We start from the raw sequence: 13,539 nt of genomic DNA on the forward strand, positions 1-13,539 counted from the left end.
ATTATTCCTTTATCATATAAATATAAAGATTATAAAAGGAGAGACGTTTTAATAAAAACGAAAATCTAAGGATAATCCGCATATTAAAGAAAATTAAAGACTATAAAAAGGAGTGATTTTATGAAGAAAAGAAATTATTTTAAGTGGATTATAGCTACATTTTTTCTAATCTTTGCACCAGTCGTGGGCTATATGCACCAAATAAAAGGGGGAGGCCCTAGTGGTGCACCTTCTGTAGATGCACTTTGTCCTTTTGGAGGAGTGGAAACACTATTTTCATTAATAAAGGATGGAACTTATATTAAAAAAATAGCACCTTCATCTTTAATAATTTTAATATGCGTAATAGTGCTTACGATTTTATTGGGAAGAGTATTTTGTGGATATATATGTCCTTTGGGAACTATTCAGACCCTTATAAATAAGTTAGCTAGGAGATTTAAAATAAAACAAATTAAAGTAAATGAAAAAATGGACAAGATTTTACGATATGCTAAGTATGTTGTTTTAGTTATAGTTCTATTTACAACATATAAAGCAGGAGAGCTAATATTAAGACCACTAGATCCTTGGGCTACATTTATGCACTTAGGTGCAGGAAGTGAAATATTTAGTGAATTTTTAATAGGATTTATAATATTAATGCTAATTTTTATATCTTCTTTGTTTATAGAAAGAGCTTGGTGCAGATATTTTTGTCCATTAGGAGCGTTTCTTGCAATAATATCACCTTTAAGAGTATTTAAAGTAAAAAGGAACTCCTCAACATGTGTAAATTGTAAAAAGTGTACTAAAAGTTGTCCTATGGGTATAGAAGTAAATAACTGTGATACAGTTAATAGTATGGAATGTATAAGTTGTGGAGAATGTTTGGAAGTATGTCCGAAAATAGAAACTTTAGAGATGAAAAAGGGTCAAAATAATCTTTCTTTAAGTGCTATGGGAATTATTGTTATGTTGGTTTTAGTTACAGTAATAGGTGGTACTATGGCTTTTGGAAAATTTGAAGTGGCTCAAGGAAATAAGGAAACCCTAACTCAAAATGGAGTGTTAAATCCAGATAATATAAGAGGGTATATGACTTTAAATGATATATGTAAAGAATTTAAAATAGAACCTTCAGTATTATTAAAAGAATGTAATCTACCAGAAGACACAGATTTAAATAAACCTATTAAAGAATTGAAGGTAGATTTGCAGAAAAAAGATATTCAGTTTGAAACAGAGAATTTAAGAGAAGCTATTAAAAAAATATTAGGGAAATAAAGTGTTCTTAGAAAGATTGCATTTATTTTTAAAGCCTTAGGAAATTTACCTAGGGCTTTTGTTCATTATTATTATGGGGAATATGTCACAGAAACAAAAAATCATAGAGTATAAATTAAAGTGCACTTATATTATAATTAATATAAGTAGTGAAATAATAAACTTTAGGGTGATAATTTATTATGAGAAATAAAGTTAAGGATATATTAGATACTAAAGGCATTGATGTATGTTTTTTGTTTGGAAGTTATGGAACATCAAGTTTTAATGAAAGCTCCGATATAGATATAGCGATTTTGGGAGATATAGATTTTATTGATACCTTACCGTTAATAGAAAAGTTGGAAAGTGAATTAAATAGAGAAGTGGATCTAGTAAAAGCTGATGAGGTCTATCCAATTATTCAATTAGCAATAGCTCATAGAGGTGATGTGGTTTTTTGCAAAGATCATAGAAAATTAGAAGAATTTTTAGCTAAAGCTCAAAAGTGGTATGAAGAGGAATACAGGTTTTGGAAAAAGTGGTATGAGGAAGAGTATTAGGAGGGGTATAGTGGTAACATTAAATAATAGAAAATTAAAAGTGATATTGCAAAATACAGAACAAGTTATAGTGGATTTAAAATTTGACTTAGAACAATACGATAACTTACAGGGCAGACAAAAGGAAATGTGTTCTAGGGCAATAAGAAATGATATAGCAGATATATTTAAAAACTTAGAGGACTATTTAGCTTTAGTATTAAAAAAGGTAGGTATATGTGTAAGTGATAAAAGTTTTAAGGAATGTATAAATGTTGCCTTGGAAAAAGATTTGTTGCATGAGGAATTTGGTAAATATATAATAGATAAAATTAAAATAAGAAACTTTTTCTCACATAGATATAATTATCCTAAAACTGAAGAATTAATAAAGCTATATAAGGATCATGAAGAATTATTTGAGGGACATATAAATTTTATGAAAGAACTTTCAAATAGAATTAAGGATTCATCAACAGAGACGGATATATTTTAATTTGGAAGTTACTTAAGGAGAGACTATTATGGCAATAAAAACCATGCATCATGTATGCATTCAAACAGATAAATACAAAGAATCACTTGAATTTTATACTAAAATTTTAGGTTTTGAATTAGTTAAAGAAACAGTAGGTTTTCATGGACGAGATTTTAACACATGGTTAAGATTAGGAACATTCATGATTGAATTACAGACTCCTAAAAAGGGAGAGAGGTTAAAAAGTTGGAGTTCATTAAATGAAGGTATAGTACATATGTGTTTTTTAGTGGATGATGTTCAAGAAGAACTTCATAGGATAAAAAAGTTAGGCTATACAAACTTTAAGAATAAAAATGGGGAAATATTATATAAAGTTGAGGATGGATATTTATTTAAAATAAAGGCACCAGAAGGTACGGAGATTGAAATAAGGGATTTAGATATTTAAAGAATATATATTGGCTAAATTAAATTGTGTAAATGAGTATAAGTAGGGTGAAAATTTAAAGTTATTTATGATTATATTAGAGTTTAAGAATATTAGTATAGAGTTTTATGAGATTTTAGAAAAGGGGATGAAGAGATATTATGACAAAAGTATATTTTGTAAGACACGCTAAACCAGACTTTTCAGTTAAAGATGATTTAATACGCCCCCTTACTGAAGAGGCTATAAATGATTGTAGAAAGGTAACAGAATTTTTATCAGATAAGAATATTACCAAAGTGTTTTCAAGCCCATACAAAAGATCCCTTGATACAATAAAAGATTTTGCAGAAAGTTTAAAGTTAAAGATTAATATTATTGAGGACTTTAGGGAAAGAAAAATATCTAATGAATGGATTGAGGATTTTAATAAATTCGCAAAAGAACAGTGGAATAATTATGACTATAAATTGCCTGAAGGTGAAAGCTTAAGCGAGGTTCAAAAGAGAAATATAAAGGCTCTTATGAACATACTTAAAGAAAATATTGACGAGAATATTGTTATAGGTTCCCATGGCACTGCTTTAAGTACAATAATAAACTATTTTAATAAAGAATTCGATTATATTGAATTTGAAAGAATTAAGAATCTTATGCCTTTTATTGTTTGCTTTACTTTTGATGGACAAGGCATTGTAAATATAGAGGAATTTATAATAATGTAAGTTAATGGAGGTATATATGGGAAAAGAATTATCCGAAATGACCTTGGAAGAATTGTGGGAACTGTTCCCTATTATTTTAAAAGAACATAATATAGAGTATAGACAGTGGTACAAAATTGAAGAAGAAAAGCTTTTAAATTATCTTAATGAAAGGGATGTTATACGAATTAATCACATAGGAAGTACTGCGGTTAAAGGATTGATTGCTAAGCCAACAGTTGATATTTTACTAGAAATTAATAATGAAAGTAATGTTGAACAGGTAAAAAGCAATTTGTTACACAGTGGTTGGGGGCTAATGTCATTTGAAAATAACCCATCTATGAAAATAGTATTTAATAAAGGATATACGAAAGAAGGATTTGCAGAGAAGGTATATCATTTACATGTTCGCTACAAGGATAACTGGAATGAATTATACTTTAGAGACTACCTTATTGAACATCATGAGGTTGCAGAAGAATATGGTAAGCTAAAATTAAAACTTATAAAGAGCTATGAACATAATAGAGATGCTTATACAGAAGCTAAATCTGACTTTATTTTAAAATATACAGAAAAAGCAAAAGAGGAATATGGTGATAAATATAGTTAAAGGAAATAAGTAGAAGTCATAGTGAGTTTACGATATATTTAATATATCAGTTAAATTATGTGAATTTAAAATTATTTGTATTACATACAGGTAAATAGGAATTTAAGTGACGCTTTAAATCACAGTTTGTTGAGATGATGATATAAAGTGAAAATACAGAATCTGGAGGAAATACATATCATGAATGATTTTGATACAATAACGAATCTGGCAATGGAATTACAATCAATAGCTCAAATTGGTCTCACTTATACGAAAGATGTTTATGATAAAGAGCGTTTTGAGAGAATAAGAGAAATATCCGCAGAATTAATGGCAATAAAGGCAGAATTTCCCATAGAAAAGGTGAAAGAATTATTTTGTAATGAAACAGGATATCAAACTCCTAAAATAGAAACAAGAGCAGTAATCTTTAAAGAAAATAGAATATTGCTTGTAAAAGAAAAGGGAAAATGGTCTCTTCCTGGTGGATGGATTGACTATAATGAGTCAATTACTTCAAACACAATTAAAGAAGCTAAAGAGGAATCAGGATTAGATGTGAAACCAATAAGGATTATTGCCATACAAGATAGAAATAAACACAATGTTCCCCAATATGCTTATGGGATAGTTAAGGTCTTTGTTCTGTGTGAGGTATTGGGTGGAAGTTTCCAACAAAACAATGAAACAACAGAAAGCAATTATTTTTCTCTTGAGAATTTACCTATTTTAGATGAGGATAAAAATGTTTACGAACAAATAAAAATGTGTTTTGACGCAATAAAAGATAATAAATGGCAAGTTGTTTTTGATTAAGAATTTTGCTAAATTGCAATTTATAAGATTTGGCACAAGAAAACCTCCGTTGTTTATCTCGGAGGATGAATTGTACATTTAATTTTTAGGTTAAATGCCTAAAAATTAAATGTTCTTTTGGTTTTGTATATACTTTTGAATGGTTTCAGAAGATACAGTTCAAGCAGTACCAATATAATATCCTCTACTCTATAAACCACTACTCCTAAATTTAGATTGTTTTAACTTAGGGAATCCTTTAAATATATCATTTGCAGATATACTTTTCAGTTTTCTAACTATATCTACTGGAGCAACAGTTGGTGGGGCAGATATGAAAAGATGAACATGGTCAGGTATTATCTCTTGTTCAATAAGTTCATAACCATAGGAATGACATATTACTTTAAAACATTTAGATAACTCATATTCCAATTCATCTTTAAAAATATTATGGCGATATTTGGGACAGAAAACAATGTGGTAATTGATATTATATTTACTGTGGCTTGTTTTCTTGGTTTGTGTATTTTTCAATGACATATTTCATGCCTTCTTCAATTAAGTCATTAGCATTGGTTTTTTGTTTGATAGCCAATATTTTGATTTCAGTATATAAATCTTCGTCTATTGTAGTATTAATATTTTTTCTTGCCATTTTAAGCACCTCCTATACAAGTTAATTTTAGCACATAGTTGACTATGTATCAATGAAATGTTAAAATAAATACATAGATAGCAATGCGAAGGAGGTAAAAAAATGAAATTATCTTTTAAATTTAAACCAAGTCTTACTGTAGAACAATTAAATATCATAGAAGAATTATCTTTCCATACAACAAAACTTTATAACATTGTCAACTATGAATTGAGAGAAAATGGTTTTAAATCTTATATAGAGATAGAAAATATGTTTAAAGCTAATTGGCATTGTGATTTTCTTCATAGTCATACAAGACAACACACTTTTAAAGTATTAGAGCAAAATTGGAAATCATATTTTGCAAGTATTAAAGATTTTAAAGTAAATGCACATAAGTATAATGGATTACCCAAACCACCTAAATTTAAGAATATGGAAGATAGAAAAAATGAAATTATATTTACTAATTTGGCTATTAGGTTCAAAAACAATAAATTAATATTATCTCTTTCTAAAGCAATGCAAAAAATATTTGAGGTAAATAGTTTAAATTTTGAGGTTTCAGGTAAACTTCAAAGCCTTATAAATTGGAATGCATTGCAACAAGTTAGAATAAAGTGGGATAACTCTTTAAAGCAATGGTACTTAATTGTAATCTACAATAAACAAGAATTAGGGCCAGTAAACAATACTAATATTATGGCTATTGATTTAGGTTTGGATAATCTTGCTACACTAACTTTTAAAGATGGAAATGAAACTTATCTTTTTTGTGGTAAAAAACTTAAAGGTATTAATGCTTTTGTAAATAAAAAAATTGCTTATTATCAAAGCATTGAAATGAAGAAAGTAGGTTCTGATAAGTTCAAGAATACTAAAATGATTAATTCATTAAGAAGATATAGAAATAACTATGTTAATGATTACCTTCATAAAACAAGTAAAAATATTATAGATAAGGTAATAGAGCATAAAGTAAAGAAGATAGTTATAGGCAAAATTAAAGGTATCAAGCAAGATATGAATTATAATAAATCTTTTGTTCAAATACCAATTCAAAGACTTGCAGAGCAAATTAAATATAAGGCAGAATTAAAAGGTATTGAAGTTAAATTCAAAGAAGAAAGTTATACAAGTGGTTGTAGTGCTTTTGATTTAGAACCAATAGATAAAAAATATTATGACAAAACTCGTAGAGTAGTTAGAGGGCTGTTTAAATCCAATTTTGGGTTAGTTAATAGTGATGTGAATGGCTCACTTAATATACTTCGTAAAGAAGAAAAATGTATTCCTGAAATAGTGCAAACTATGAGGGATAAAGGGAGAGTGTCCTCCCCGTTGAGAGTAAGGGTTGCCTGTTAAGGTGGAAACTTAAATATCAAACCTCTCACGAAGCCACCGTTGCTTGTCTCGGTGGTAGTTCACAATCAACTCTAGCATATCCAATACCACCCACTAATTAGAGAACCCAAATCCTTGATTTGGTGTGAATCACTTACTCAACAAAGGTAGTGAGTCGAGTTTCCTTTTGAAAAACTAGCCTTAATCATTGATATTACTTGATTAAGGCTAGTTTTATAAGTAAAAATACCGTATCAGAAGTAATAGCATATTTACAAAATATGTTATAATAAAATTAGGAACAAATCTGAGCATAGGTAAATGGTGATTTATGGAGGGGTATTATGGGAAAAGTTAGAGTTATTATATTTGATTTATTTGATACATTGCTTCATGATATTAAATTTGATTTTAATTCAGGGTTATGTTATCTACATGATAATATTTTATCAGAAGATACTGATAAGGTTGAATTTCTAGAGTATGCAGCTACATATTGGAAAGAACTTTATGATAAAAGAAGCGAGGATAATTCAGAATTGGCCTTTGAAGATGAACTTTTAGATTTCAAAAATAAATATGGTTTTAAAGCGAATCATCCACTAGAAGAAATTATATATAATTGCGCACTGGAAATAAATACCACTGAATTATTTGATGACACGATTTATACCTTAGAGCAACTTAAGTTGTTAGGAATTCCAGTTTATTTATTAAGTAATTCCATATTTAAAAAGAATGTAATGAAAAAGTTCATTAACCAATATGATTTAGAAAAATATTTTGTTAATGTACATTTTAGTGCGGATTATAAGATAAGGAAGCCACATAAAGATTTGTTTAAAATTGTGTTTGATGATATTAAGGAGTATGATGCTAGCATTGAAATGGAACAAGTTTACTTCATTGGCGATAATTTTAAAGCTGATGTTCTTGGGGCTGAAAGTTTTGGTTTTACACCAGTTTTTATAAACCGTAAACAAGATACTGATATTAATAATAAAAATTTCATTGAGATTAAATCGCTAAATGAATTATTAGAAGTAATTAGATAAATTTCAATTTGTAACTTAATATAAGGTAATATAATAAGTAATAAAATCTAATAAGTTTAGCAGTAAGAGTTTCTAAAATATGTTATAATTGAAAGAAGTTAAATAAGAAATAATTAAACTTTTAAGTATAATGTAAATAGTAATTTAAGTGAGACTCCAAATTTTATATTTGGCCAGTCGAACTTACACCTACGTAATGAAATTGAGTAGGTGTTTCATTTATAAATATTTAAAAAAAATAAGCTAAAAGAAATTAAAAACTTAATAATAATGGGGATTAAAAATGATAAAAACAATTTGTAATGTTGAGGAAATAATTGATTTTGCGTGGGAATTGAGTCAGGATAATCTGAATGCTAGTTATCCAAGAAAAGAATCAATTATAGAGCTTAAAGAATATATTGAAAAATTTATCCATGATCATAGCAAGGACGTAATAGCTTGCTATGATCATGGCGTATTATGTGGAGTTTGTCTTTATTTTTGGATAACTGATGAAAAATATGCTCAAACAAAGGTACTTTTAATGAAGGGTGATTATGATCAAATTGCAGAAGAATTTATTAATTATATAAGTAATAAATTAGCTGGATATCAATTCCTTATAACAGGAATACCTTTTACCAATAAAAATGCAAATGAATATTTTAATAAAAAGAATATTGAGTGTATTGAAGCCAGTATTGTTACAAGAATATGTAATTTGAAACCACATACAAATCAAAGGAATGATTGTGTAGAGGAAATCAACAAAGACAATTTTGAGGAATATGCTAGGTTTCATGACAAACACGCTATTCCTTTAGAAATGTATTATAATGCTATAAATTTAAAAAGGGATATAGAACGCTTTAGAATATTTGCTTTTTGGCAAGATAAAGAGATACACGGAAGTATTTTTGCAAAAGCAAATAAAGAAGATGCAGAAGTATTTGGCTTATTTGTTGATGAGAAATATAAAAATAAGGATATTGAAAGTATCTTAATTAATGAAATGCTAACCAAATTATATAATGAGTTTGGTGCAATAAAGGAAATTGTATATTTTATTGATGAAAATTCCACGGATGAATTAAATTTAGCATTAGCTGCAGGTTTTGAGGTTCAAGCTAAATATAGATGTTACAAGTGTATACTTTAGCTTGGTTTATAGAATAGTTAAGAACTAAAGGAATTAAGTGAAGAGTATATCATAGAGCAAATAGCGAAATTTGATTTCCATGATATAGAAAAGGCTGTACTTCAATTTTTGAAAAATAATACATAGTAATCGGGAGGGGAAAGTATGTACAATCATGCACCTAAAGGCTATACTTGTCCATTTTGTTTAATTGTTAAAGGGGTTGAAAATGAACATGTACTTACTAAACAAGGTGATATAGTCTATAAAGATGATTATGTAACTGCTTTTATTGGAGCAGGTTGGTGGAAAAATAATAAAGGACATGTAATAATTATTCCAAATAAGCATTTTGAGAATATTTATGAGCTACCTAATGAGTTTTCTGCAAGAACTCATGAACTTGAAAAAGAAATTGCTATGGCTTTTAAAAAAGTTTATAAATGTGATGGCGTTTCATCAAGACAACATAATGAGCCTTCTGGTGACCAAGATGTGTGGCACTACCATTTGCATGTATTTCCAAGATATAAAGATGATAACCTATATTTAACCTGTAGGGAACTTTCAAGACCTGAAGAGCGTTTAGAGTATGCAGAAAAACTGAGAAACTATTTAAATAAAAAAACTAAAAAGTAATATAAATATAACTAAAGAAAATGAGTAAAATTTATAGTGAGTATTCTTGTAATAATACATAAAAAAGTAGGTGGAGTATATTATGATAAATAATTTTTCAATTGCAGGGCCAAACTCAAAATATAAGTTACCAGGTGCTCAAGCTGCTGGATTTTTGGCAGGGGTATGGCATGGGTTAATTGCACCAATTACATTTATAGTTAGCATGTTTAATCCTAATATAAGAATTTATGAAACTAATAATGTAGGTAGATTATATGATCTTGGTTTTGTTATAGGAATTTCAACTTCATTTGGGGGAAGTGGGTCAAGGGTTAAATAAACTAATCAATCTTAATGTGTAGTATTAGAGCGGATAGCCATCGGATAAATTTACTTATAAAGGAGACTTTTTAATGAGTGTTTTTAACATTGTTGTCCCATTATTTTTTATTGTGATTATATTAAAGCAGTTAAGATATATGAAGCAGTTAATAATACCAACAAGAAAAAGTTATGTAGAAATTATTATTTTACTGCTTTGTGTAATTATTTTCAGCTGTATTATATATTTTTATGCTAATACCTGGATTCATTATGTAACAGGGGTACTAGGAATTTTAATGTTTTTAAGCATTTGGATTAAACAAGGAATTAGCTCAAAAGGTTTTATATCAATGTATAAATATAAAGAAATTATATTATGGAATGAAATTGAAAAGGCTGTAATAACTAATTCAAATGATATAAAGATTAAGGTATTAGGTGGATTCATGGAACAAACATTTCATTTTAGAAAGAGTGACTATGATAAAGTTATTACTATTTTGAAAGAAAATTTACCTAAGCAATCTAAGTTACAGATAAATGCTTAATAAATATATGTATAATTGTGAAATATATACTGAATCTATTGAAGTGATTTTTAGAAATAAAGAAGAAGTATATAAGTATAAACCAGATGTATTTGTAATGTGTGAATAATAAATGTTTTTAATAATAATTATATAAGTACAGTTTTCCCTGATGTGTCTATAAATTTAGAAGATATATTTAAGTTTACCTATTAGTTATATATTGTTAATCTCAGAAAAAGTGCTAATCTTGGTTGGATGGAGCACTTTTTTCTTTGTTTTTAACTTTTATATAAAGACTAAGGGACTTAACCTTGATTTTTAAATGATGTATAAAAAGATTATGCTTTAGAACTAGTCTAATAAGTTTAACAGTAAAAGTTTCTAAAATATGTTATAATTGAAAAAACTTAAATGAACAATAATCGAACTTTTAAGTATAAGGTAAATAGTAATTTTATCGTTAAGTTAATTCGCAATTGTATAATATTATGAAAGAAAGTTAAAGGGTGATGAAATGAGTGTTACTGTTAAATTGGCAGATAAAAATGATTTTTTTATAATTAAAAATTTTATTCCACTTTTTAGACACTATATTGCAGAAGTATACAATGAACTTCCCAATAAGTATGGTGTGTTTTCATATGATGATTGCAAAACATTGCAGGAGTTATGTGATAAAAGAGAATCATGGACTGAAAAACCTAATGAACTATTCCCATTTATTATTTATGCATTTGATAGACCTGTTGGATATGCTTTAGTATCAAAGGTTCCACCAAATTCATTTGAAAAAAGTGACTTTTTTATTAATGCGTTATTTGTAGTACAACCAGTAAGGAGAAAGGGCATAGCTTCGGCTGCAATAAAAAATATCTTTGATATGTTTACTGGAGAATGGGAATTACATACAAATCCTACTGATAGGAATATACCAACACAAAAGTTTTGGAGAAAATTATTGGTGGGTTATACTAACGACAATTTTACTGAATTTATTAGCAAAGCACCAGATGGAGATGAAAAAATAATTTTTAGATTTAGCAATTAATCTTAAAGGTTATTCAAACTTTTCTTATATTGTGACTTATAGATAGTAATTTGTAGTGGAGATTATTTATATATTACAGGGAGGAAGATTGTTTGGAACGTATTTTAATTATAGGTGGTAATGCGGATTAACCCCTTTATTTTGGACAAACTCTATTAAATTCTCGCTATTACTTCAATTTTCATGCCATCATAAGTTATAGGCTTAATTCATTTACTATGTATTTTTATACACTATAACTTAACTGTCATCCATTCTAGAGTTTCTCCAGAATAAAGGTTATAAAATTCACTTGGAGTCTTATATCCTAAGCTTGAATGAATTCTACGGTTATTATATCTTTTCATAAATTCATCTACACTTATAAATGCTTCTTTATAATCATTAAATTCATTAACACTAAAACACTCATCCTCTAATATTCTGTGAAAAGATTCAATATGGGCATTCTTATTTGGTGTTCTAACAGGTATTCTCTCATGATGGATACCCAAAATTTCACAAGTCTCTTTGAAGGTATTACTAATAAACTGTGGACCATTATCAGTTCTTACCACAGGTAATTCAATATCCTTTTGAAATAAATTTCTTTTAATAAGACAGCGCCTAAGGGTAGCTGCGGTATCTTTAGCATCACAACTTAATCCCATATGATAGTCAATTAATGTTCTGTCAAATACATCAATTACATTTAGTAAGAAGAAAAATCTATCTTCTCCTTTTATATAGCCGTATTTAATATCTAGCTCCCAAACATTGTTTGAAGAGTTTACTTTTCTATTTATAGCAATACTCTTCTTAACTTTATCTTTAACTTTTCTCTGAGGCCTTAGTAAATCTAACTCTTTGCATAATCTATATGCTTTCTTATGGTTCAATACAAGCTTATATTCACGCTTGAGGTGTTCTTTTATCTTTCTATATCCATAAAACTCTGCATCTCCATTTATTGATTCTATTATCCATTCTTTTATTTGTTCATCACAAACTTTATCACCACTAAGATTAAATGAATATCCAGGAGCAGGTTTACCTACAGGTTTCTTTTTTATCTTATCTTTATTGGCAATATTATAGTAATAAGTTGATTTGCCTAACTTTATAATCTTAAGTACTAATAATGCACAATATCCTTGTGATATATATTTTTCACAAATTTCTACTTTATCTTTAATTGAGGGTTTACTTTTTTTAATAAGTCTCTAAGTATTGAAATTTCAAGATCTTTCTCACCTAACAGTTTCTTTAAATGATCATTTTCTTGCTCTTTTTCTTTAAGTTCTTTAGTTATTTCTTTTCCCTCAATTAAAGTTGATGATAAACCTTGTTTTTTTATCCATCCATTGACCGTTGATCTTGCAATTCCATGCTTACGTGCAACTATACCAATATCTTTTACATTATTAACTTCCTTAATGATTTGGGATTTAAACTCTTCTGTATAATTCTTCTTTTTCATGTATAATCACTCCTGACAATATTATTATATTTTACATAACAGATATTGTCCAATATCATTTAGGGGCTTAAGAGAATGGATGTGGAAAAACGACATTGGCGCAAACATTAGCTAGTAAATTGGAAATTCCTTTAATTCACCTTGATATGATATATTGGAGAGACAATTGGGAAAGTGTTTCCAAAGATGAATTTGATGACGTGTTACTAAAAGAACTTTCAAAACCAAAATGGATTATAGACGGAAATATGAATCGTACAATACCTCTTAGACTAAAGTATTGTGATACTGTAATTTATATGGATTTCTCACGGACTATATGCGTTTATGGTGCTATAAAGAGAGTTGTAAAAAATTATGGAAAAAGCCGCCTTGATATGGGTGGATATTGCCCTGAAAAATTTGATAAAGAAAAGATTGAGTTTATAAAGTCTATTTGGAAGAATGATAAGGCAAATAGAAAACGGTTTTATGATATGATCAATAATGAAAGCGCTGTAAATAAAATAGTTTTGAAAAATCGTAGGCAAGTAAATATGTTTTTGCTGAGATTATGAGAACACTACGAAGCAAAACAAATTCCAATTTGATGTAGATAAGGGGGAT

The 13,539-nt window shown here is 28.1% G+C and carries 18 protein-coding genes; 15 read left to right on the plus strand and 3 right to left on the minus strand.

Translation table 11 applies throughout. From position 1 onward, the window contains the following. Nucleotides 1-120: 120 nt before the first annotated feature. The 7 genes from FNZ64_RS05575 to FNZ64_RS05605 all read left to right on the plus strand — a co-directional run bounded on the left by FNZ64_RS05575 (nucleotide 121) and on the right by FNZ64_RS05605 (nucleotide 4,813). On the plus strand, nucleotides 121-1,266 hold the full coding sequence (locus FNZ64_RS05575) for a 4Fe-4S binding protein (protein ID WP_142413874.1): 1,146 nt from the start codon (nucleotides 121-123) through the stop codon (nucleotides 1,264-1,266). Between the two features lie 182 nt (nucleotides 1,267-1,448). Then, complete coding sequence (mntA, locus tag FNZ64_RS05580; RefSeq protein WP_142413875.1) at nucleotides 1,449-1,808, plus strand: type VII toxin-antitoxin system MntA family adenylyltransferase antitoxin; 360 nt, start codon at nucleotides 1,449-1,451, stop codon at nucleotides 1,806-1,808. A gap of 10 nt (nucleotides 1,809-1,818) precedes the next feature. Next, entirely contained in the window at nucleotides 1,819-2,283 is a 465-nt protein-coding gene (locus tag FNZ64_RS05585; RefSeq protein WP_243129205.1) for a hypothetical protein, read from the plus strand. Between the two features lie 28 nt (nucleotides 2,284-2,311). Beyond that, a complete protein-coding gene (locus FNZ64_RS05590) occupies nucleotides 2,312-2,716 on the plus strand; it encodes a VOC family protein (protein WP_142413877.1) in 405 nt (134 codons plus the stop codon). 140 nt (nucleotides 2,717-2,856) lie between these two features. Further along, entirely contained in the window at nucleotides 2,857-3,420 is a 564-nt protein-coding gene (locus tag FNZ64_RS05595; protein ID WP_142413878.1) for a histidine phosphatase family protein, read from the plus strand. A 16-nt stretch (nucleotides 3,421-3,436) separates the two neighbouring features. Further along, on the plus strand, nucleotides 3,437-4,015 hold the full coding sequence (locus tag FNZ64_RS05600; protein WP_142413879.1) for a GrpB family protein: 579 nt from the start codon (nucleotides 3,437-3,439) through the stop codon (nucleotides 4,013-4,015). A 180-nt stretch (nucleotides 4,016-4,195) separates the two neighbouring features. Then, nucleotides 4,196-4,813: an NUDIX hydrolase N-terminal domain-containing protein gene (locus FNZ64_RS05605; RefSeq protein ID WP_142413880.1), complete on the plus strand. Its 618-nt coding sequence runs from the start codon at nucleotides 4,196-4,198 to the stop codon at nucleotides 4,811-4,813. Between the two features lie 189 nt (nucleotides 4,814-5,002). Here FNZ64_RS05605 and tnpA read toward each other — a convergent pair whose 3' ends face one another. Together tnpA and FNZ64_RS14630 are read right to left on the minus strand one after the other, a co-directional pair. Then, nucleotides 5,003-5,335 carry an IS200/IS605 family transposase gene (gene tnpA, locus FNZ64_RS05610; RefSeq protein WP_243129206.1) on the minus strand — a complete coding sequence of 111 codons (333 nt, stop codon included), beginning with the start codon at nucleotides 5,333-5,335 and terminating at the stop codon, nucleotides 5,003-5,005. Then, nucleotides 5,292-5,450: a hypothetical protein gene (locus tag FNZ64_RS14630; protein ID WP_185903690.1), complete on the minus strand. Its 159-nt coding sequence runs from the start codon at nucleotides 5,448-5,450 to the stop codon at nucleotides 5,292-5,294. Before FNZ64_RS14630 ends, tnpA begins: the two co-directional genes overlap by 44 nt. Before the next feature lie 102 nt (nucleotides 5,451-5,552). Here FNZ64_RS14630 and FNZ64_RS05615 point away from each other — a divergent pair, with 102 nt between their 5' ends. The 7 genes from FNZ64_RS05615 (at nucleotide 5,553) to FNZ64_RS05645 (ending at nucleotide 11,474) form a co-directional block, all read left to right on the plus strand. Then, complete coding sequence (locus FNZ64_RS05615) at nucleotides 5,553-6,797, plus strand: RNA-guided endonuclease InsQ/TnpB family protein (RefSeq protein ID WP_142413881.1); 1,245 nt, start codon at nucleotides 5,553-5,555, stop codon at nucleotides 6,795-6,797. Nucleotides 6,798-7,120: 323 nt separating this feature from the next. Then, on the plus strand, nucleotides 7,121-7,831 hold the full coding sequence (locus tag FNZ64_RS05620) for an HAD family hydrolase (RefSeq protein ID WP_142413882.1): 711 nt from the start codon (nucleotides 7,121-7,123) through the stop codon (nucleotides 7,829-7,831). Between the two features lie 283 nt (nucleotides 7,832-8,114). Continuing rightward, entirely contained in the window at nucleotides 8,115-8,972 is an 858-nt protein-coding gene (locus tag FNZ64_RS05625; RefSeq protein ID WP_142413883.1) for a hypothetical protein, read from the plus strand. 144 nt (nucleotides 8,973-9,116) lie between these two features. Next, on the plus strand, nucleotides 9,117-9,590 hold the full coding sequence (locus FNZ64_RS05630) for an HIT family protein (protein WP_142413884.1): 474 nt from the start codon (nucleotides 9,117-9,119) through the stop codon (nucleotides 9,588-9,590). Nucleotides 9,591-9,672: 82 nt separating this feature from the next. Then, nucleotides 9,673-9,912, plus strand: coding sequence for a hypothetical protein (locus FNZ64_RS05635; RefSeq protein WP_142413885.1), 240 nt, complete (start codon nucleotides 9,673-9,675; stop codon nucleotides 9,910-9,912). A gap of 73 nt (nucleotides 9,913-9,985) precedes the next feature. After that, a complete protein-coding gene (locus tag FNZ64_RS05640; RefSeq protein ID WP_142413886.1) occupies nucleotides 9,986-10,444 on the plus strand; it encodes a hypothetical protein in 459 nt (152 codons plus the stop codon). A gap of 496 nt (nucleotides 10,445-10,940) precedes the next feature. Beyond that, entirely contained in the window at nucleotides 10,941-11,474 is a 534-nt protein-coding gene (locus FNZ64_RS05645; RefSeq protein WP_142413887.1) for a GNAT family N-acetyltransferase, read from the plus strand. 233 nt (nucleotides 11,475-11,707) lie between these two features. Here FNZ64_RS05645 and FNZ64_RS05650 read toward each other — a convergent pair. After that, nucleotides 11,708-12,933, minus strand: a protein-coding gene (locus FNZ64_RS05650) for an IS3 family transposase (protein WP_142413290.1) whose coding sequence is annotated in 2 segments (ribosomal slippage) — nucleotides 11,708-12,642 and nucleotides 12,642-12,933 — 1,227 coding nt in all. Because the reading frame shifts where the segments join, the coding sequence is not laid out codon by codon here. A 95-nt stretch (nucleotides 12,934-13,028) separates the two neighbouring features. Here FNZ64_RS05650 and FNZ64_RS05655 point away from each other — a divergent pair. After that, nucleotides 13,029-13,490 (plus strand): P-loop NTPase family protein, encoded by a 462-nt coding sequence (locus FNZ64_RS05655; protein ID WP_142413888.1) that lies wholly within the window; start codon nucleotides 13,029-13,031, stop codon nucleotides 13,488-13,490. Nucleotides 13,491-13,539 lie beyond the last annotated feature (49 nt).

Source organism: Hathewaya massiliensis (genome assembly GCF_902143515.1).
Taxonomy (GTDB): Bacteria; Bacillota; Clostridia; order Clostridiales; family Clostridiaceae; genus Hathewaya; species Hathewaya massiliensis.

What these genes read in the sequence shown, in the direction of transcription:
- FNZ64_RS14630 (WP_185903690.1), bottom strand. Translation starts at nt 5,450, where the DNA reads ATGGCAAGAAAAAATATTAATACTACAATAGACGAAGATTTATATACT.
- FNZ64_RS05635 (WP_142413885.1), top strand. Translation starts at nt 9,673, where the DNA reads ATGATAAATAATTTTTCAATTGCAGGGCCAAACTCAAAATATAAGTTA.
- FNZ64_RS05645 (WP_142413887.1), top strand. Translation starts at nt 10,941, where the DNA reads ATGAGTGTTACTGTTAAATTGGCAGATAAAAATGATTTTTTTATAATT.
- FNZ64_RS05620 (WP_142413882.1), top strand. Translation starts at nt 7,121, where the DNA reads ATGGGAAAAGTTAGAGTTATTATATTTGATTTATTTGATACATTGCTT.
- FNZ64_RS05615 (WP_142413881.1), top strand. Translation starts at nt 5,553, where the DNA reads ATGAAATTATCTTTTAAATTTAAACCAAGTCTTACTGTAGAACAATTA.
- FNZ64_RS05630 (WP_142413884.1), top strand. Translation starts at nt 9,117, where the DNA reads ATGTACAATCATGCACCTAAAGGCTATACTTGTCCATTTTGTTTAATT.
- tnpA (WP_243129206.1), bottom strand. Translation starts at nt 5,335, where the DNA reads ATGTCATTGAAAAATACACAAACCAAGAAAACAAGCCACAGTAAATAT.
- mntA (WP_142413875.1), top strand. Translation starts at nt 1,449, where the DNA reads ATGAGAAATAAAGTTAAGGATATATTAGATACTAAAGGCATTGATGTA.
- FNZ64_RS05590 (WP_142413877.1), top strand. Translation starts at nt 2,312, where the DNA reads ATGGCAATAAAAACCATGCATCATGTATGCATTCAAACAGATAAATAC.
- FNZ64_RS05625 (WP_142413883.1), top strand. Translation starts at nt 8,115, where the DNA reads ATGATAAAAACAATTTGTAATGTTGAGGAAATAATTGATTTTGCGTGG.
- FNZ64_RS05595 (WP_142413878.1), top strand. Translation starts at nt 2,857, where the DNA reads ATGACAAAAGTATATTTTGTAAGACACGCTAAACCAGACTTTTCAGTT.
- FNZ64_RS05600 (WP_142413879.1), top strand. Translation starts at nt 3,437, where the DNA reads ATGGGAAAAGAATTATCCGAAATGACCTTGGAAGAATTGTGGGAACTG.
- FNZ64_RS05640 (WP_142413886.1), top strand. Translation starts at nt 9,986, where the DNA reads ATGAGTGTTTTTAACATTGTTGTCCCATTATTTTTTATTGTGATTATA.
- FNZ64_RS05575 (WP_142413874.1), top strand. Translation starts at nt 121, where the DNA reads ATGAAGAAAAGAAATTATTTTAAGTGGATTATAGCTACATTTTTTCTA.
- FNZ64_RS05605 (WP_142413880.1), top strand. Translation starts at nt 4,196, where the DNA reads ATGAATGATTTTGATACAATAACGAATCTGGCAATGGAATTACAATCA.